This window comes from Glutamicibacter sp. FBE19, from assembly GCF_015524875.1.
Classification (GTDB): domain Bacteria; phylum Actinomycetota; class Actinomycetes; order Actinomycetales; family Micrococcaceae; genus Glutamicibacter; species Glutamicibacter halophytocola.
On the sequence record NZ_JACKQN010000002.1, the window covers coordinates 169,968 to 189,179 of the forward strand.

Here is a 19,212-nt window from a genome sequence, read left to right on the forward strand (position 1 = left end):
AAAAGCCATCTCTAGTATTACACAACACGTTCGAAATAAAACCACATACCGGAACTATTGCGCCGCTTTGATTTCATCAAACGCTTGATCTGCAAGCTCCACTGCCTGAGTCGCCAATTCTGCAGGTTGCATCGACCCCGTTTGCAAGGTGACTAGAACAAAATTGTTTCCTTCCAACGCTTGAACGGCGACCGAACTCAATGTTTGCCCACCACCGGCATCCATGATGGTCGACATGCTTAGCGATCTCTCGGCTTTGACAGCCAGCGGCAAGATCTGGCGCTGGGCCTTCACTTCTTGTCCGCCCTGTTCAATGGTGACTGTTTCGCAGTCCTCAAGATCATCCAGTGCCAGTGCATCGTGCACGTTTTTTCGCGTGGCTTCGTCAGTCAACGAAAAAATCTGCACGACTTTACCCATTTGCTCGGAGCTGCTCGTCGAAGTGGCAGCCACTGAGCCGGTCAGGTCAGTGACCGTATATTTGGCGTTAAGTTCTGCGCATTTCTCCGGCTTGATTCCGTCAGGCACCTTGGCGTTCTTGGCTGCGGAAAGCTGCGGTTGCATCTGTTCGTTGCCGATCACCTGCACCGCGGGGTCGCCTTCAAGCAATTTGGAGGCGATGTTTTCGACTTGCGCTGCGTCTAGTGTTTTACCCGTAGCCGGTTCATCAGCATTACCTTGTTGGTCCGATGGGCTCGTGGACTCGGATGAATTCGGCACCTGATCAGATGAGCCGGCGGAGCAACCAGCCAGGGCGAGCGATGTCGCCAGCGGCAATGCCCAAAATACCAATCGCTTGGTCATGAAGTTTTCCTTTGTTGTCCTTGCAGAGAAAGTTGAGAGCACGCCGCTAATTTCTCTAGGTCAGCTCGCTCAGCAATTCGTTGATCGTCGCTGCTGCGCCGTGGACTTGCTGCTGTGTTTGCCCTTGGGACGTGGGTTGCTGGATGCCGATCAACACGTTAGACGTGGCGGCACGAACCATGAGCTGTTGCTGGGTGGTTTTCCCGTCACTGCTGGTAACCACGTAGCTTTCATCTTGTTCGGCTTCAGAGTCCATTGGCTGCTTTGCCAGATGGTAGGCGAGAGATTCATTGCCCGAGGTGACAGAGTAGCGAGAGCATTGCTCATTGGCCGAGGCATTTGCGTCCCACTGCTTTTTCAAAACTTGTGGATCTTTGTAGATGGCCACTGTGAGATAGCGGTCCTCGAATTCGATGGCGCCCATCGTGGAATTCTGCAGTTGGTCCGCTACTGGCTCAGCAAAGGCAACTCCGCATCTACTCGGGTTGACCTTGACGCTTTCAATCCATTCTTGGGCCTTCGGGATAGTGGCCCGCAACTTCTTATCGGTGATGACCGCGGCATTTGCATCTGTCTTAGAGAAGTCTTCAAGGATTTTCTGCAATTGGTCAGCGTTGATCTTCACTGGCGCTTGAGGAGTCGGTTCAGGTGCAGGTTGAGCAGCGCTGCAGCTTGCCAATGTCATCGTTGCGAGGCAAAAAGCAACGGCCAGATACGACTTGAAACCATTGGCTTGGGGCACAAAATTTCCTATCCCATTTAGCTTTACTCTCTAGAGTCTAGAAGATCATCGACAAATACGACGAGATTGCGGCTAAAGTGGTCCCGCGCGTCCGCAAGTACAAGCTGCCGTTGCCTAGAACAAGATCGTTGCAAAGGTGCCAACCTGCTCAAACCCAATACGTTGATAGGTCTTCAAAGCAGGCACATTAAAATCATTCACGTACAAGCTGGCTATCGGCGCGAATTGCATGGCGTAATCCACCGTTGCGCTCATATACCCAGAGGCTAAGCCGAGCCCCCGGTATTTGGGATTAACCCACACACCCTGGATCTGGACAACTTCGTCAGTCACGGTGCCCAAATCGGCTTTGAAGACGACCTCGCCGTTGTCATCGCAGTCGATGAGGGTATGTGCGTCGCGGATCAGTTGTCTGACTCGGCTTCGATAAAAACTTCCACCGTTTTCCAATGGGGAATAACCCAGTTCTTCTTCAAACATGGCGGCACTGGCTGGGAGCACCAGATCGAATTCGTGAATTCGCGCAGGACGAAGATTGTTGCGCCGGATTCCAGCGGGCTGCTGCGAAATAGTCAGCAGAGGTTGGTTCTCCCGGACATCGAAGATCTCTTGCGGGCCCTCGAGTAGTACCTCATGCATGGCCAGCACAGATTGCGCCGGGCCAAAGACGGAGGCGAAGCGCTGCCGAGATTCCAAGGCATACTGCGCATATTTTTTAGCCTCGTCCTCGGTCATGAGGGTAGGCGCCACATTGGCACCTACCCAACATGCCGATTCGAGGCCGGCGTCACCATCGAGCCCGACGATACGGGCGTAGCCATCCGGCGCAGCTGAACGGTGCAAGTTCACCTGAGAACGGGTGAAAATATTAGCGACGGGGTCGCGGTCGAGCAGCTCGATGAGCGCCGTCGTGTCACGGCGGTTCAGAGTCCGCGGCACCCTTTTGTCGCTTCGCCGGCTGTCTTTAGCTGACGGAGACCACGGGAGAACCCGAGGCAGGATTCTCGTCATCGTTCAGTCCCATTTCGTCAGCCAAACGGTTGGCTTCTTCAATCAGCGTCTCAACAATCTGGTCTTCTGGCACTGTCTTGATGACTTCGCCCTTGACAAAAATCTGGCCCTTGCCATTGCCAGAAGCCACTCCAAGATCAGCGTCGCGGGCCTCGCCGGGCCCGTTAACAACGCAGCCCATAACGGCCACACGCAATGGAGCCTTCATGCCTTCAAGGCCCTCGGTGACCTGTTCAGCCAAGGTGTAAACGTCTACCTGGGCGCGTCCGCAGGATGGGCAAGAGACGATGTCCAGCTTGCGAGGACGCAGATTCAGCGATTCAAGAATCTGGTTACCGACTTTAACTTCCTCAACCGGAGGAGCGGAAAGCGAAACGCGAATCGTGTCGCCGATGCCTTTGGAAAGTAGCGCACCGAAAGCCGTGGCGGACTTGATGGTTCCCTGGAACGCCGGACCTGCTTCGGTCACGCCCAGGTGCAGTGGCCAGTCGCCGCGCTCAGCCAGCAGTTCGTAGGCACGAACCATGATGACCGGGTCGTTGTGCTTCACCGAGATCTTGAAGTCGTGAAAACCGTGCTCCTCAAACAGCGATGCTTCCCAAACTGCCGATTCGACCAATGCCTCAGGCGTCGCCTTGCCGTACTTCTGCAGCAAACGCCGGTCCAGCGATCCCGCATTAACACCGATTCGAATCGAGGTGCCGTGGTCCTTGGCCGCCTGGGCGATTTCCTTGACCTGGTCATCGAACTGGCGGATATTGCCCGGATTCACTCGAACGGCGCCGCAACCGGCTTCAATGGCCGCAAAGACGTACTTTGGTTGGAAGTGGATATCGGCAATGACTGGGATCTGAGACTTCATCGCAATAATGCTCAGAGCCTCCGCATCCTTGTCGGTGGGGCAAGCTACACGCACGATGTCACAACCGGCAGCAGTCAGCTCAGCGATTTGCTGCAGCGTCGCGTTGATGTCGTGAGTCTTGGTGGTGGTCATCGACTGGACCGAAATCGGCGATTCAGAGCCGACACCGACCGACCCGACCTGGAATTGGCGGGTCTTGCGACGTGGTGCGAGTACCGGCGGTGGGCCTGCCGGCATACCTAGGCTGACCGAAGTCAATGGACGCCTCCGAATAAATTGTGGGTAAATCTCTTAGTCCAAGTATGTCACCGTATCGAGGTGAGCGGGTACTCATGCGAGAAAGGCCACGGGGTCGCCGTGGCCTTTCTCGCAACTTCAAAGCCGTTCAGCCATTAAGCGCCTAGTTGGCTTCAGCAATTTCCTTGATGCTGTTGAGCACCGTAGTAACCTGCTCAACGACTTCAGCGTCGTCCTTCGGGTGCAGCTCGGCGAAGCGAACGACCGAGTTCGGAATGGCCAGCTTGACGTCCTCCAGAACCTTCGCACCTGCGATGTTCAGTGCCTTGCGAGCCTCGTCCTGAGCCCATACGCCACCGTACTGGCCGAATGCGGTGCCAACAACAACGGTTGGCATACCCGAAACCGCACCAGCTCCGAACGGGCGGGACAGCCAATCAATTGCGTTCTTCAATACAGCTGGCATGGTGCCGTTGTACTCCGGGGTGACCAGCATCAGCGCGTCTGCCTCGGCTGCTGCGTCGCGCAATGCCTGGGCGGCAGCTGGAACGCCACCCTCAACGTCGGTGTCCTCGTTGTAAAAAGGGATGTTCTCCAGGCCACTGAATACGGAAACTTCCATGCCTTCAGGGGCGTTATGCGAGGTTGCTTCTGCCAACTGCTGGTTGGTCGAACCGTTACGCAGGGATCCGACGAGGGTGAGGACCTTAGTGGCCATGGGATGTACTCCTAAATCAGAAAATCAAAACAAGCTGACGCTTCATCTATTTTCAACTATCGGTGATTCCCATCAATTCCGCGAATCAAAGTGATCTAGAACACGATTGCCAATATCCTCTACTCTTGCTCCGGTTTTCTCCGAAGTTGCTTGGTGATGGATCGGCTGGATTTCGCATTCAGCCGTCTGCGTTGCGACCCTCTGGTTGGCTTGGTGGCCTTTCGCTGCGGAGCGTCCGCGGCAAGTCCCTGGTCGACAAGTCGTCCCAGCTTCTCCATGGCAATCTGCCGGTTTCGCCACTGGGACCGTTCTTCCGAAGCCGTCACCACTATGGATCCGGCGACTAGTCGAGCTGCATACTTGTCGAGCAGCCGCTGACGCTGCCATGCAGACAGCGAGCGCGATGCACTGATGGACCAAGATAATTCGACCCTGGAATCCGAAGTATTCACGTGTTGGCCACCGGGACCTGAGGAACGGGTGAAGTGCCAGGCAAGCTCGGCGGAAGGAATGCTCAAGCTGTCGTTGACGTGCAGATCCATAATTCTCCCTCCCGGATCCGTGGCGCCTGTCACGTGATCATTTCAAAAAATTCTTAAATTGATAAGCTCCCGCCCTTCTGCGAAAGAAGAGCGGGAGCTTAGCTCGCTGACACGCTAGGCCGAGAATTCCTGAAGCAACCCGATGACCGGGTTCCATTCGGAGATATTGGCCTGAGCAATCGCACCGACCTTGTTGAACGGATCATTGGCCAGCAGCTCGTTCAACACGGCTTCAGATTCAGCGGCAATGATCAACAAAGCGCCATCGGTAGCAGGAGTCGGTCCCGATGCCAGGACTCGGGCCGGGCCCTCGTTGACGAATCCTACGAGGTACTCGCGGTGCGCCGGACGGTGTTCATTACGCAGCTCAACTGAGTCCTCGGCGTAAACGTATTCAACAGCAAAAACAGTCATGGCTACAGCTTATTTCCCTAGGGTCAGAACAGTTGTATTGGCTTAAAGATGTCTGCGTATATTAAGAGGCCGCCCATAACCAACATGGCCACCACAACAACGTAAGTCAGTGGCAACAGCTTGACCGTGTCCACAGGCTTAACTTTTTTCAGCTTGAAGATCCGGGCAAACATTCGTTTGATGCCATCGTAGAGGGCGCCAATCACATGTCCGCCATCCAATGGCAGCAGCGGGATCAAGTTGAATGCGAACAAGGCGAGGTTCAATCCCCCGACCAGTGAAAGCAAGGTCGCGAATTTATCGCCAACAGAAATGGAATCTTCGGCGCTGATTTCCCCGGCAATTCGTCCCACGCCAACAATTGACACAGGACCATTTGGATCACGCTGGCCATCGCCAAACGCTGCCTGGGCCACATCCACCATGCGCTGCGGCAGGTGCAGGATGACGTTTCCAATGGTCAGCAACTGGTTGCCAATAACTCCAGGCACGGCGCTCAGCGGCTGCGTCAGGTCCTGCTGCAACGAGCTCATCCCAACAAACCCGACCTTGGTCATGATGTAATTGCCCTGGTCGTCGGTGAGCACATAGCCATTTTCATCGGTAGCTGGCCGATCAGTAAGGTACGGGGTCAACGTGGTGGTGCGTTTTTGACCGTCTCGCTGGTAATCGAGCGTAATCGATTGCCCCGGGTTCACCCGGATTACGTCGGTCAGCTTGTTCCACTCGCCCTGCTCGACGGCATTGCCGTTGATGGCAGTGATGGTATCGCCTGGGCGCAGTCCAGCTTCATAGGCCGGCGCCGGAACATCCTTGTCCGTGCATTCGGTCTGCTCGGCATTCTGCGCGCTGGCGATGCACTGATACACCTCGGAAACGGTTGTCGTCGGTGTAGCCTGCCCGAAGCTGGTGAGAACAATGGCAATGACAACAAAACCGATCACCAAGTTCATTAACGGTCCGCCAAGCATGATGATCACGCGTTTGTAGACCGGAAGCTGGTAGAACAGGCGGCCTTCATCGCTCGGCCGGACATTTTCATTGGCTTGAGAACGAGCGTCATCGACCATCTGCCCGAAGACTTTTTGGAACAGGCCCGGCTTCTTGGCTGGCTGCTCGTCTGCGGCCTCCGGGCGTGGTGGATACATGCCCACCATCGAGATGTAGCCGCCCAGCGGTAGCGCCTTGATCCCGTATTGGGTTTCCCCTCGCTTGAAAGAAACCAGTGTCTTGCCAAAGCCGATCATGTACTGCGGTACTCGCAACTTGAAGAGCTTTGCCGGGACGAGGTGCCCAATTTCGTGCAGCGCGATGGAAAGGCCCACGGCGACCACCATGAAAAGAACGCCGGCAATGAACAGAATTACGCTCATGCTTTTGCCTCCACAATCTTCGCAGCGTGCGCCCTCGCCCAGCGGTCGGTTTCCAGAACCGTCTCGACGCTGAGTGCAGCGTTCACCGGAGTGTAGTCATCGAGCACGTGCTCGATAGTTTCGACGATGTCGGTGAATCGAATCTTTCCATCGTGGAAGGCATCCACGGCAACTTCGTTGGATGCGTTGTAGACGGCCATGTGGGTACCCGAAGCCGCAGCGGCTTGCTTCGCCAATTTGACTGCCGAGAACACTTCTTCGTCCAAAGGCTCGAAAGTCCAGTTGGAGGACTTGGAGAAATCACAGGCCTTGGCGGCGCCAGCAACGCGATGCGGCCAATTGATGCCCAAGGCAATCGGCAGGCGCATATCTGGCGGAGATGCCTGGGCAATCACCGAGCCGTCAATGAATTCCACCATGGAATGAATGATTGATTGGCGGTGAACCACCGGCTCTATTCGCTCCAACGGAACGTCGAAGAGCAGATGCGCTTCGATTACTTCCAATGCCTTGTTGACCATGGTCGCTGAGTTCGTCGTAACCATGCGGCCCATATCCCAGGTGGGGTGCGCTAGCGCCTGGGCAGGGGTCACCTCGCGCAATTGATCATAGGTGTAACCAAAGAAAGGTCCCCCCGATGCGGTCACCAATAATTTGGATACTTCCTCTGGCGTACCTGAGCGAAGGGCCTGAGCCAAGGCCGAGTGTTCAGAATCAACGGGGGAAATTTGCCCGGGCGCAGCGATCTGCTTGACGACCTGCCCGCCGATAATCAAGGATTCCTTGTTGGCCAGAGCCAGCAAGTGTCCAGCTTCCAACGCGGCAATGGTAGGAGCCAGCCCGATGGCACCGGTGATGCCATTGAGCACCACGTCTGCTTCGCTGAACGCGGCCACTGTTGTCGCCGCCTGCGCCCCCGCCACCAGCTCTGGCTTGTAGCCGCTGACCGAGGCTTGGCTGGCTGCACGTTTTATCGCGGCGGCAAGTTCATCCACAGAGTCACTGGCACATCCAACCAATGCCGGGCGGTATTTGACCGCTTGCTGCGCGAGCAATTCCAAGTTGTATCCGCCAGAAAGGGCGGCCACCGAGAATTTTTCCGGCGCCTGGCTAATGACGTCCAAGCCTTGGGTGCCGATTGATCCTGTAGAACCGATCAGGGAGATCCTGCGGGGGTGTCCGGCCGGGGTAAAAGTTTTTTGGAAGCTCACCCATCCATTATGGTTCGTCTAACTGTGAGCGCCCAAAGCGCGCCACGCCCTGTGCATGGCATGGCGCGCTCTGCGGCAAAACTACAGCCCCAAGCTGCGGGCAATGAGCATCTGCTGGACCTGGGTTGTCCCTTCTCCGATTTCCAGGATCTTGGAGTCGCGGTAATGACGGGCCACCAGGGATTCGTTCATGAATCCATATCCGCCAAAGATCTGCGTCGCGTCGCGGGCATTGTCCATGGCAGCTTCGCTGGCAATCAGTTTGGCGTGGGCGGCCTCAATTTTGAAGTCCTTCCCAGCGAGCATTTTGGCAGCGGCTGCATAGTAGGCCAAGCGCGCGGTATGTGCACGAGAAGCCATGCGGGCAATCATGAATGAAACACCCTGGTTCTTGCCAATGGCAGTGCCAAAGGTCGTGCGCGTCTTGGCATACTTGACGGCTTCATCCAGGCAGCCTTGCGCAGCGCCGGTAGCTAACGCGGCAATGGCGATGCGTCCCTCGTCCAGGATTTCAAGGAAGTAGGCATAACCGCGTCCGCGCTCCCCCAAAAGATTTTCCTCGGGTACCCGCGCAGAATTAAAACTCAACGGATGGGTATCGCTGGCGCGCCACCCCACCTTGTCGTAGGCCTTCTCGGCGGTAAACCCTTCGGTTCCGGTAGGCACGATGATGGCCGAGATTTCCTTCTTCCCTGTCGCCTCATCGACCCCCGTGACGGCCGTAGCCGTGACATGCGAAGTGATATCGGTGCCGGAGTTGGTGATGAATTCTTTTGCTCCGTCAATCACCCACTGTCCATCTTCCAGCTTTGCTTTGGTGAGCGCAGCCGAGGCATCCGAGCCGGCGCCCGGTTCGGTAAGTCCAAATCCAGCAATGCGTTCGCCGGTGGCCAGCGGCGCTAGCCACTGCCGTTTTTGAGCTTCGCTGCCAAATCGGTAAATGGGCATGGCGCCAAGAGAAACGCCGGCTTCCAGGGTGATGGCTACGGACTGGTCAACCTTGCCCAGTTCTTCCAACGCGAGCGCCAGGTGGAAATAGTCGCCTCCTGAGCCGCCATATTCCTCGGAGATCGGCAAGCCGAAAAGCCCCATCTGCCCCATTTGCTTGACGATGTCATAGGGAAAGGAATGATTGGCATCATTGGCAGCGCTTTGTGGCGCGACTACTTCTTGAGCGAATTCTCGGACCATGTTGACCAGGTCTTGGTACTGTTCATCGAGTTCGAGGTTAATCATCAGGCTCTCTCTTCGTTGAGGGACGGACCGATATCGAATTATTGGATCTGCAATATGTCGATATTGGACTTTTTCTGAGACCAGCGCGCGAGCGTCTTGGAAGCAAGAGTCACGGCGCGTATGGTTAATTATTATTAACTGATTACCGCCTACTGGTGCGTAAACAGCTTCATTTTTGACAGTAGTGGCACCCGTCACACTTGTCCAGAGTTCAACTTGGCAATCGTAAGGAGATGATGGTGATGGCGAGCAGGTACCAGCCACTCAACGAGCCAACTGACCGCGAACGCGCCAAGGCAGAACGGCGTGATGCCCTGTTAAGGGAAGCCACCAGGCTCTTCGCCCAGCACGGCTATGCAGGGGTGTCCCTGGAAGACCTCGGCGCGGCCTGCGGCATATCCGGTCCAGCGGTCTACCGGCACTTTGCTGGCAAGCAGGCAGTGCTTATCGCTTTGCTGGTTGACATGTCCAAGGACATCTATGCCGGTGGCCAAAAGGCCTGCGAAGCGGGTGGGTCACCGCTTGAGGTCCTCTCGCGCCTAGTTGATTTCCATACCGACTTTTCACTTTCGCGCCCGGATATCCTGCAGGTTCAAGACCGCGATCTCAAGTCGCTGCCGAAAGCCGAATTGTTGTTGGTCCGCAAGCTCCAGAACTCCTACATCGAGTTATGGACCAATGAACTGGCGAAATTGCATCCGGCCGGCAGCAAGCAGTCCCACCGTTTCCGGGCCCACGCAGTCTTCGGTTTGCTCAACTCAACCGCTCACTCAGCGCACTCGCCCAGAACCAAAAAATCAGGCTTGAAACCACTATTGTCGAATATGGCACTCGCCGCGTTGACTTCCCCGGTAGTGTAGATCCCAAGCCATTGTTCCGCAGCGTTCCGAAACCGGCATGCTGACCCACCCGATTGAAAGGCCTTTATCGTGCAGCTACGTGAAGTCCGCCCTTCCGACTTGGACGCATTCTTCGCTCACCAGCAAGAACCCGAGGCGAACCTCATGGCCGCTTATCAGGCGCGTAACCCAGCCGACCGCGCGGTATTCGACCACCACTGGAACTCGATCTTGAACGATCCGACCGTTCTGGTTCGCACCATCGAGCACGAAGGCGACGTGGTGGGTTCCATCTTGGTATTTGACGGGGAAACCCCAGAGATCAATTTCTGGACTTCCACCAAGTACTGGGGCAAGGGAATTACCACCAGCGCTGTGGATGCCTTCCTGGCCGAGTACACCAAGCGCCCGCTGACGGCACACGTTGTCCAGGACAATCTGGGATCCATCAAGGTCCTGGAACGCCGCGGATTCAAGACCATCGGCACCGAGCAAATCTTCTCAAACGCCCGTGCCGAAGTAGTGACCGAAAACGTAATGCAGCTGGACTAGAACTTACGCTCTATTCAGCCTGAGACCGCAGGAGCTGGCCCATGAGGGCCGGCTCCTGCGGTCGTTTACCCGTGGTTATTGCCGAGGTCCGTAATACCCCTTGCCGCGGTCAATGTCTTCACGTGCTTTGCGCAATGCTTTCGACGTTTCCGGGTCACGGCTTTCCAACTCGTCGGCCTTTCGATCGAGTCCCCTGAATGCGCCGATGATAAAAGGAAACGCGCACAGCACAATCAACGCTGCGACGATGAAAATGGAAGCTAAATCCATAAAATCTCCCGGAGAGTCAGTGCGATCCAAGGCAAAACTACTCAAAAAACAGGCAAGGAGCCAGAAATAATCCCGGCTCCTTGCTTGCATACACGTAGTTACTTGCTGTTATTCAGCAAGCGCCATGCCTCGCGTCGCACGGCTTGCTCATGTGGATCAGGCACCGGAGCTGCGGCAAGCAATCGCTTGGTGTAGTCATGGGTCGGCGCATGGAGGACAGTCTCAACCATTCCCTGTTCCACGGCCTTGCCAGAGCGCATGACCACCACCGCGTCCGCCAGCATGTCCACCACGGCCAAGTCGTGGCTGACAAACAGGCAGGCGAAGTTGAAGTCCCGCTGCAAGTCCTGGAGCATCTCCAGGACTACTGCCTGCACTGACACGTCCAGGGCACTGGTTGGTTCGTCGGCAATCAGCAGTTCCGGATTCAAAGTCAGCGCACGGGCTATGCAAATACGCTGGCGCTGCCCACCGGAAAGTTCGTGCGGGTAGCGGTTGATGACATTGCGCGGCAGCTTGACGGCGTCCAGCAGTTCCTCGGCCCGCTTGATTCGCGACGCTTTGGTGCCCACCTTATGCACGACCATCGGCTCGGTGATGCATTCGCCAATTGGGAAGCGGGGATTGAGCGAAGCAGCCGGATCCTGGAAGATCACGCCGATCTGCTTGCGCACCGCACGCGCTTCCTTCGGCGAAAGCCTCGGCAGGTCATGGCCCTTGACCGACAGCGTTCCTTCGGCCACCGGTAGCAAGCCGATCACGGCCTTGGCAATGGTGGACTTGCCGGAGCCAGACTCGCCCACGATGCCCAGCACTTCGCCCTTGGCCACATCGAAGCTGACGCCCTCGACGGCACGGAAGATCTTGCCGCGCATGTTGTATTCCAGAACCAGGTCCTTGGCTTCCAGAACCAGTTCGCGCCCGGCCGGAGCGGTCGCACTGCTGTGAAGAGCATTCTCGGTGGTGATCGCAGGAGCGGACAGTCTAGGAACAGCCGCCAAGAGGCGCTGGGTATAGGCATGCTGCGGGTGCAGCAACACTTGGTCTACCGATCCGGTTTCCACCAGGTTGCCTTGGAACATCACGGCAACCTGGTCAGCCATATCAGCCACCACGCCCATGTTGTGGGTGATCAGCAAGATTCCTGTGTTCAGGCGATCCTTGAGTTCACGCAACAGATCAAGAATTTCTGCCTGCACCGTCACGTCCAGAGCCGTGGTGGGCTCATCGGCGATGATCACCTTGGGATCGCATGAGATGGCCATCGCAATCACAATGCGCTGGCGCTGGCCGCCGGAGAACTGATGCGGGTATTGCTTGATGCGCTTGTCAGGTTCTGGAATGCCCACCATGTCAAGCAGTTCAATGGCTCGGTCTACCGCCGCTTTGCCGTAGGCGATGCCATGCAGTTCCAGCGCTTCGGTCAGCTGCCGTTCGATGGTCAACACAGGGTTCAGCGCGGTCATCGGTTCTTGGAAGACCATAGCGATATCCGTGGCACGCATCTTGCGCATTTTGCCCTGTTCTAGGCCCACGACATTGACGTTGCCAATCTTCGCTTCGCCAGAGACATTCGCGTTTTCCGGCAACAGGCCCATCGCCGCAGTAGAGGTCACCGACTTGCCCGATCCTGATTCGCCCACCAGTGCTACGACCTCGCCCGGGCGCACTGCCAGGGACAGGCCCTTGACCGCGCGAACCACCGGACCGGAAGTCTCGAAGGTGACCTTCAAGTCATTGAAGCTCAGTGCATATTCACCATTGGAATTTTCTGGGGCGACATGGCTCATGGCTTCTCCTTACGGGTTGGCAGGGCAAACAATCCTGCACGACGGCGGCGGCGCTTGCCGGTCTGGCGTGGGTCGAACGCATCGCGCAGTCCATCGCCGAGGAAATTGACGGCCAGGGCGATGACTACGATGATCATGCCCGGCCACCAGAACAGCCATGGGCGGGTCATGAAGGCATTCTGGTACTGGCTGATCAGCAAGCCGAGGGATGATTCCGGTGGCTGCACGCCGAATCCCAAGAAGGACAGCGAGGATTCGAGCAGAATCGCACCGGCGATAGCGAAAGTGGCGTTTACTACGATCACGCCGATGGTGTTCGGCAGCAGGTGCTTGAAGATGACCCGGGAGGTGCGCGAGCCCATTGCTTGTGCGGCCGAAACATATTCGCGTTCGCGCAGGGAAAGGATCTCGCCGCGCACCAAGCGGGCAAGGCCTGTCCAGGTGACTAGCCCCAGCACTAGGGCCAGGGCGAAAATCGAGCCCGAACTGCGACCGGCAATCTGGCCGAGCACTGCGGCGAGCACCAGCAGAGGGATCACGATGAACAAGTCGGTGATGCGCATTAGCACTTCATCAACCCAGCCGCGGAAGTATCCAGCGACTGCACCGATGACAGCGCCGAGGAAGGTGGCGACTAGGCCCACCACGAGGCCGATCACGATCGACTTTTGGGCGCCGTTCATGACCAGGGCGAAGTAGTCCTTGCCCACCGAGTCCTGGCCGAATGGGTGCTCGCCTATGGCGAGGCCCGATCCACCTAGCCAGGTTGGCAGAAGGGAAAGGGTCGGTTTGCCACCATTGACTACGGTGCCGGCATCGAGATAGCTCTGCTTCCACCAGCCAGGCAGCGGTCCGAAGCCGACAGAGGTGAAGGCGATCACCGTAATGATCAGCAGCACCACCGAGGAGATCATTGCAGGCTTGTGCTTGATGAAGCGTTCGAAGACAATCCGCGACTGGCTCTTAGACTGTTCAGTCGAAGCGGCAAGTTTCGCGTCCTCAACCTCGGCGATAGACGTCAGGTTTTCTGGAGTCTTTCCGTTTATGTTACTCATCGAATGTCCTTATTTCCCTAGACCCGGATCCGCGGATCAAGCAGCGCGTAGACGATATCAGCCAGCAGGTTGAACAGAACCGCGGCAGTACCGGTGACCAAGAAGAAAGCCATGACAGGAGCCGGGTCCACAGCGTGCAACCCGGTATTGAACATGTCCCCCATGCCCTTCCAGCCGAACACCGTTTCCGTGACTACGGCGCCGCCGATCAGTCCAGCGAAGTCGAACGCCGCGATGGTTGCGATCGGAATCAGTGCATTGCGGAACGCGTGGCGGAAGATCACAGTGCGTTCACTCAAGCCCTTGGAGCGCGCGGTGCGAATGTAGTCCTGTTGCTGCACTTCCAGCATGGATGAACGGGTGTAGCGCGAGTAGCTTGCCAGGGAAATGATGGCCAAAACGATAGTTGGAAGCAACAGCTGCGTTGCGTTGTCCAAGAAGTTATCCCAAAAGCCGCCACCCAGGTTTGCAGTAGACGAACCGATGGTGCCGATGGGACGGCCTTTCAGATCCAGGAAGCCAGGCCATGCGCGGAAAATGTGGTCCAATACCGTCAGACCTGCGCCGACGAAACCCACTGTGATGGCAACTCCAGAAGCAAGCTTCGAAAGGCGACCGCCCATGAATTTTCCGATGGCGCCTGGGATGACCACAGCCAGGATTCCACCTATGAGCAGGATCCAGGTGTTGGCATCCTTCAACAGCCAGAAGGTCGCGTAGTACATTACCAGCACCAGCACCACAGTGATCAGCGCTGGGTAAAGCACCTTCTTTTCCTTCAGTCCTACGCTCATGGCGGTGGCGGAAAGGGCAAGCAGCAGAGTCAGGACCACGATGATTGCGGGACCCATCTGCGGATAGCGGTAGAAGTTGAGCCAAAGGCTGTATTGCAGCAACAGCGGAACGAAGATTGCGGTAATGATGAAGGTCAGCCCGCGGCGCTTCAGCGATCCTGCCAGCAGCATCTGCAACAAGAAGCCAACTATGGCACCGATTAGAATGCTTGTTCCGATGGAAATTTGCGGATCTTCAAGCCAGTCGTTGTATCCAATGGCCATATACTCCTTGAGCAGCACAGCTGCCCAGAACACAGGAAGTGAGAAGAACAAGAAGGTCAGGAAGGTGACGATGTAGTCCAGGCCCGAGTACTGTCGCACTGCGGTCAGCACACCGATGGCAATGCCGAGAATTGCAGCTATCACCGTGGCCAGGAGTACCAGCCGGAGCGTTGACGACGCGGCATTGGCAAGCAAGCCGCTAACCTCGACGCCGTTGATATTCTGGCCCAGGTCGCAAGATCCTACGAAGCATTTGCCGACACCGCCTAGCCAAGTCAGGTACCTCAAGTACCAAGGCTGTTCCAGATTCATGTAATCGATGCGTTGCTGCAACAAATACTCGCGATTTTCAGCGTTGCTTTCGCGCAGATCGCCAAGCGGGTCGCCAGAGTTGATGACCAGGATATATAGCAGCAGCGAAGCGCCAAAAAGCACGCCGACAGCCGATCCTAGTCTCTTGAGAATGAACTTCAACACGGTTCTAATGTCCTTTTTCTTCTCACCTTATGGCGCATGCGCCACCAGGTGCTGGTGGCAGACACACCACGGGGCCCGATGGTGATCGGGCCCCATAGGCGCTCACAGTTGGTTTAGCAGCTAGTTTGCCCTGAGGGCTTACTCAGCACGCTGCCACTGCTCGGCATTCCATACGATGCCACTCTGAGTAGCAGTGTGGCGGACGTTCTGGACATCGGAACCGGAAGCGCTCAAGCCCGGGTGCGCGAAGACCGGAATGCCAAACAAGTCATCCCACAGCAGCTTCTCGATGACCTTGGTCTGCTCAGCGTGGACTGCTGGATCAAGCGAAGTTGCCAGCTTGGTCCAAGCTTCGTCGACCGCAGGATTCGAGTACTTGCCGTAGTTCTGCTGCTTGCCGGTGGCGTAGATATTCTGGCCCGAGGTGATCTGGCCGGAACCTGCCCAGGCGAACAATGCAACTTCGTAGTCACCGCGTTCCTGGGTGCCGCCTGGTGCGAAGAACTTAGGATCGCCGGCATCTTCAACCTTGAAGCCAGCCTTGTCGCAAGAGGACTTGATGGCGGCAACTTCGTTGGTACGACGCTCGTTCGGAGCCGAGTAGCCGATTCGAATCTTGGTGCCTACAGCGTCCTGATCTTCGAGGATCTTCTTAGCACCGTCGATGTCGACCTGATCGTAGCGACCGTCGTAAGCTGCATCAACGACTTCCTGGTAGTTGTCCTGGAACGGGAAGACTTCGCGAGCATTCATCACGATAGCCTCGGGGTTCAACGGCTTGACCAAGTTGTCAACGATTTCCTGACGTGGAACACACATGGCGAATGCCTTGCGCAGTTCCAAATTGGTCATCTCGTTGCCCTTGGCGAAGTTGAAGTCCAAGTGCTCCCAAGTCAAAGTATCGCCTTGTTGGATATTTACTGCCTTGCCTAAGCCTTCAAGCTGGGCGAGAGTGTCAACAGTCGGCTGAGGAGCAATAACGTCGACGTCCTTATTCTGCAGCGCCTGGACCATGCCAGTATCAGCCAAGAAGCGGAAGGTCAGTTTTTTGGTGGCAGGAGGAGTTCCGTAGTAGTCCTCGTTTGCGGTCAGCGTGACCGATTCGCCGGCCTTCCAGGACTCCAACTTGTATGGGCCAGATACCGGAACATCAGCTTCATCCGGCAGCGTTCCCGGCTTAGTCATCCAGCCGTCGTTCCAGAATTTGGCGGCCTTTTCCAGCTTCTTGGAATCGCCATCCTGAATTGCCTTGACCAGTTCTTCGGTGCTCAGGCCACCGTGCTTTGCAACAACGTGTGCCGGGTGCATGAGCCAGGTCTGCAGTTGCCAGTCCGGATCCGGATCCTTGAAGGTGACGGTGAATTCCTTGCCGTCTGCTGCGCCCTCTGGCCCCTTGGGGACAGTGTCGCCCAAATCGGTGGAAACCGAGTTGAACAGTGGCTTGTCCTTGGAGCCGTTGTTCAGGTTCGTGTTCTGCATGCCCCAGGCCATCACGGCGTCGGCTACGGTGATCGGCGTTCCATCGGACCACTTGGCGTTTTCGTTGATGGTGTACTTAATGGTCAGTGGGTCGTCGCTGACCTTCTCGTAGGATCCCAGGTCCTTGTTCTGGTAGATGGCGCCGTCAGTGCCCATGTAGTAGAAGCTGGCGAACATGCGGTCGACGATAGCCGAGTTGTAGGTGGAGTACGTCTGCGGCGTGTAGCCGTTGTAGCTGATGAACTCGGGAGCACCAACGGTGACCTTGAGGGTATCGTCCTTGGTAGTGACATCGCCCAGATCCGCCAGGCCAGAGTTGGTGACTTCAGCGCCACCGTTCGACTCGGTGCTCTTGCTTGCCTCCGAAGATGCATCGCCTCCGCCTGGGGCACATGCAGACAGTGCCAATGCCAGGGCAGCGCCCGCAACTACTGCTTTCGAAACGCGCTGAAACCGCATTTCGCCTCCTTGAGATCGTGATGATACGAGTTGTGAATCGGTGTGATTCCTTGTGGACCAAATCACATGACCGATCCATTGAGGAATACACTAACCCGAATTTTCTGGCTTGGATAGAGAAAGACTCGTTTCACATCTCCCCGCTCGAACTGTTCTTGAGAGCCATTTGCAACGAGCTTGTTACCGACGAGTTGATGCGACGCACGCCACATCCGCGAGATTTCAAGGGTTTCTTTCAGATTGGGAAAAATCAATCAGAACGCATGCGTTACGACTATGTTTCAAGGATGGTTTTATAACAGTTTTGCAACGTTTGCTTCAGTTTGAAAAAATCTGAAATATTCGTTGAATATGACGAAGCCTGAAGTTCCCGAAAACGAAAATGGACCGTCGAAACCTTCCGGTTTCGACGGCCCATCAAGGAGTTCTCTGAATCTGGCTAGATCAGAGAAGCACCCGGAATCGCACCCAGCAGGTTGCGGGTGTATTCGCTCTTGGGAGCATTGAAAATCTCGTCGGCAGTTCCCTGCTCTACGATCTTGCCATGTTCCATCACGCAGACGTTGTCTGCAATCTGGCGAACTACTGCCAGGTCGTGGGTGATGAACAGGTAGGTCAGTCCCATATCCCGCTGCAGTTCGTCCAGAAGCTCCAGCACCTGCGCCTGGACCAAGACGTCCAAAGCAGATACGGCCTCGTCGCAGACGATCATCTCCGGCTGCAAAGCCAGTGCACGGGCGATAGCAATACGCTGGCGCTGGCCACCGGAGAGTTCATTCGGGAACCTGTGCATGGTCGAAGCCGGCATGGATACCTGCTCCAGCAATTCCTTGACCTTCTTCTGGCGCGAAGCGCTATTGCCAATCCCGTGAATGCGCAATGGCTCCTCGATCGTTCGATAAATCGAATACATCGGATCTAGCGAACCATAAGGATCCTGGAAGATCGGCTGCACGCGGCGACGGTACTTGAACAACTTCTTTTCGCTCAAATTCCCGATCTGTTCGCCGTCGAAGACGATCTCACCCTCGGTCTTGTCCAAGAGATTCAGCACCATCTGGGCGATGGTGGACTTGCCGGAACCGGATTCGCCCACCACTGCCGTCGTGGTGCCCTTCGGAATTTCGAAGGATACGTTGTCCACCGCGGTGAACTTTTCTTTCTTGCCGAAGCCCTTGCGGATGTCATAGACCTTGGTCAGGTTGCTGACCTTCAGCAGTGGCTCGGCTTTTCCCGGAACGATTTCGTCAACAATGGCCTCATGCTTGTCGCCACGCTGTGCAGACAAGGACGGAGCAGAGTTGATCAGCCGCTTGGTGTATGGGTGCTGCGGGTTGCGCAGGATGTCCAGCGCCGGGCCGTATTCAACGACGCGACCCTTGTACATCACGACAACTTTTTCCGCGCGCTCGGCAGCAAGCCCGAGGTCGTGGGTGATCAACAAGACCGCGGTGCCCAGCTCGGTGGTCATCGTATCCAGATGATCCAGAATCTGCTGCTGGACGGTTACGTCCAAGGCACTGGTGGGCTCATCGGCAATCAGCAGGCGCGGACGGCATGCCAGGCCAATAGCAATCAGCGCACGCTGGCGCATGCCACCGGAGAACTCGTGCGGGTATTGTCCTGCGCGAACCTCCGGGTTGGGCAAGCCTGCATCAGCCAGGACCTGGGCGACGCGTTCCTTGGGGTTATCCCCCGCAAGGCCGTTGGCCTTCAGCGTTTCCTTGACCTGGAAGCCAATCTTCCACACCGGGTTCAAGTTGGACATCGGATCCTGGGGAACCATGCCAATGTGATTGCCGCGCAGTTCAACGAATCGCTTTTCGCTGGCGTGTGAAATGTCCTCGCCATCGAACAGGATCTGGCCGGAAGAAACCGAACCGTTGCCGGCCAGCAGACCGATAGCGGCCAGTGCCGAGGTCGACTTGCCGGAACCTGACTCGCCCACAATGGCCACGGTCTCCCCTGGCATCACGGTGAAGTTTGCATCGCGCACAGCATGTACTGGTCCGTCAGGAGTGGAGAAGGTAATCGCCAAGTCCTTGATTTCCAGCAACGGCTTCGATGTTGCAGTTTCAGTCAT

General features: G+C 56.5%; 18 protein-coding genes. 2 read left to right on the forward strand and 16 right to left on the reverse strand.

Annotated features, from left to right (window positions below):
* Positions 1-54: 54 nt before the first annotated feature.
* The 10 genes from H6F58_RS04425 to H6F58_RS04470 form a co-directional block, all read right to left on the reverse strand.
* Positions 55-804 carry a hypothetical protein gene (locus H6F58_RS04425; protein ID WP_195181192.1) on the reverse strand — a complete coding sequence of 250 codons (750 nt, stop codon included), beginning with the start codon at positions 802-804 and terminating at the stop codon, positions 55-57.
* A 55-nt stretch (positions 805-859) separates the two neighbouring features.
* Positions 860-1,489, reverse strand: coding sequence for a hypothetical protein (locus tag H6F58_RS04430; protein ID WP_206693460.1), 630 nt, complete (start codon positions 1,487-1,489; stop codon positions 860-862).
* 171 nt (positions 1,490-1,660) lie between these two features.
* Positions 1,661-2,485 (reverse strand): DUF4081 domain-containing GNAT family N-acetyltransferase, encoded by an 825-nt coding sequence (locus H6F58_RS04435; RefSeq protein WP_257746069.1) that lies wholly within the window; start codon positions 2,483-2,485, stop codon positions 1,661-1,663.
* A gap of 25 nt (positions 2,486-2,510) precedes the next feature.
* The gene (gene ispG, locus H6F58_RS04440) at positions 2,511-3,677 is read right to left on the reverse strand and encodes a flavodoxin-dependent (E)-4-hydroxy-3-methylbut-2-enyl-diphosphate synthase (protein ID WP_060701048.1); all 1,167 of its coding nucleotides are present in this window, start codon (positions 3,675-3,677) and stop codon (positions 2,511-2,513) included.
* A 142-nt stretch (positions 3,678-3,819) separates the two neighbouring features.
* Entirely contained in the window at positions 3,820-4,374 is a 555-nt protein-coding gene (locus H6F58_RS04445; protein ID WP_146277990.1) for an NAD(P)H-dependent oxidoreductase, read from the reverse strand.
* 119 nt (positions 4,375-4,493) lie between these two features.
* Positions 4,494-4,916 (reverse strand): alternative ribosome rescue aminoacyl-tRNA hydrolase ArfB, encoded by a 423-nt coding sequence (arfB, locus tag H6F58_RS04450; RefSeq protein WP_195181193.1) that lies wholly within the window; start codon positions 4,914-4,916, stop codon positions 4,494-4,496.
* A 114-nt stretch (positions 4,917-5,030) separates the two neighbouring features.
* Entirely contained in the window at positions 5,031-5,330 is a 300-nt protein-coding gene (locus H6F58_RS04455; RefSeq protein ID WP_146277988.1) for a YciI family protein, read from the reverse strand.
* A gap of 23 nt (positions 5,331-5,353) precedes the next feature.
* Positions 5,354-6,703: a site-2 protease family protein gene (locus tag H6F58_RS04460; protein ID WP_195181194.1), complete on the reverse strand. Its 1,350-nt coding sequence runs from the start codon at positions 6,701-6,703 to the stop codon at positions 5,354-5,356.
* Complete coding sequence (gene dxr, locus H6F58_RS04465) at positions 6,700-7,914, reverse strand: 1-deoxy-D-xylulose-5-phosphate reductoisomerase (protein WP_146277986.1); 1,215 nt, start codon at positions 7,912-7,914, stop codon at positions 6,700-6,702. The genes H6F58_RS04460 and dxr overlap by 4 nt, the downstream gene beginning before the upstream one ends.
* Positions 7,915-7,995: 81 nt before the next feature.
* A complete protein-coding gene (locus tag H6F58_RS04470; RefSeq protein WP_060701042.1) occupies positions 7,996-9,150 on the reverse strand; it encodes an acyl-CoA dehydrogenase family protein in 1,155 nt (384 codons plus the stop codon).
* Between the two features lie 242 nt (positions 9,151-9,392).
* Between H6F58_RS04470 and H6F58_RS04475 the strand changes: the two genes are divergently transcribed.
* A complete protein-coding gene (locus tag H6F58_RS04475) occupies positions 9,393-10,010 on the forward strand; it encodes a TetR/AcrR family transcriptional regulator (protein WP_236995273.1) in 618 nt (205 codons plus the stop codon).
* A gap of 69 nt (positions 10,011-10,079) precedes the next feature.
* Positions 10,080-10,541: a GNAT family N-acetyltransferase gene (locus tag H6F58_RS04480; protein ID WP_060701040.1), complete on the forward strand. Its 462-nt coding sequence runs from the start codon at positions 10,080-10,082 to the stop codon at positions 10,539-10,541.
* Between the two features lie 75 nt (positions 10,542-10,616).
* On the opposite strand, the gene H6F58_RS04485 is transcribed toward H6F58_RS04480, so the two are convergent.
* The 6 genes from H6F58_RS04485 to H6F58_RS04510 form a co-directional block, all read right to left on the reverse strand.
* Positions 10,617-10,901 carry a hypothetical protein gene (locus H6F58_RS04485; RefSeq protein ID WP_060701039.1) on the reverse strand — a complete coding sequence of 95 codons (285 nt, stop codon included), beginning with the start codon at positions 10,899-10,901 and terminating at the stop codon, positions 10,617-10,619.
* A gap of 8 nt (positions 10,902-10,909) precedes the next feature.
* Positions 10,910-12,601: an ABC transporter ATP-binding protein gene (locus H6F58_RS04490; RefSeq protein WP_146277985.1), complete on the reverse strand. Its 1,692-nt coding sequence runs from the start codon at positions 12,599-12,601 to the stop codon at positions 10,910-10,912.
* Positions 12,598-13,656 (reverse strand): ABC transporter permease, encoded by a 1,059-nt coding sequence (locus H6F58_RS04495; protein ID WP_195181195.1) that lies wholly within the window; start codon positions 13,654-13,656, stop codon positions 12,598-12,600. The genes H6F58_RS04490 and H6F58_RS04495 overlap by 4 nt, the downstream gene beginning before the upstream one ends.
* A gap of 17 nt (positions 13,657-13,673) precedes the next feature.
* Entirely contained in the window at positions 13,674-15,191 is a 1,518-nt protein-coding gene (locus tag H6F58_RS04500; RefSeq protein ID WP_146277983.1) for an ABC transporter permease, read from the reverse strand.
* Between the two features lie 138 nt (positions 15,192-15,329).
* Positions 15,330-17,129, reverse strand: a complete 1,800-nt coding sequence (locus H6F58_RS04505) for an ABC transporter family substrate-binding protein (protein ID WP_195181196.1) — start codon at positions 17,127-17,129, stop codon at positions 15,330-15,332.
* 439 nt (positions 17,130-17,568) lie between these two features.
* Positions 17,569-19,212 carry an ABC transporter ATP-binding protein gene (locus tag H6F58_RS04510; protein ID WP_146277981.1) on the reverse strand — a complete coding sequence of 548 codons (1,644 nt, stop codon included), beginning with the start codon at positions 19,210-19,212 and terminating at the stop codon, positions 17,569-17,571.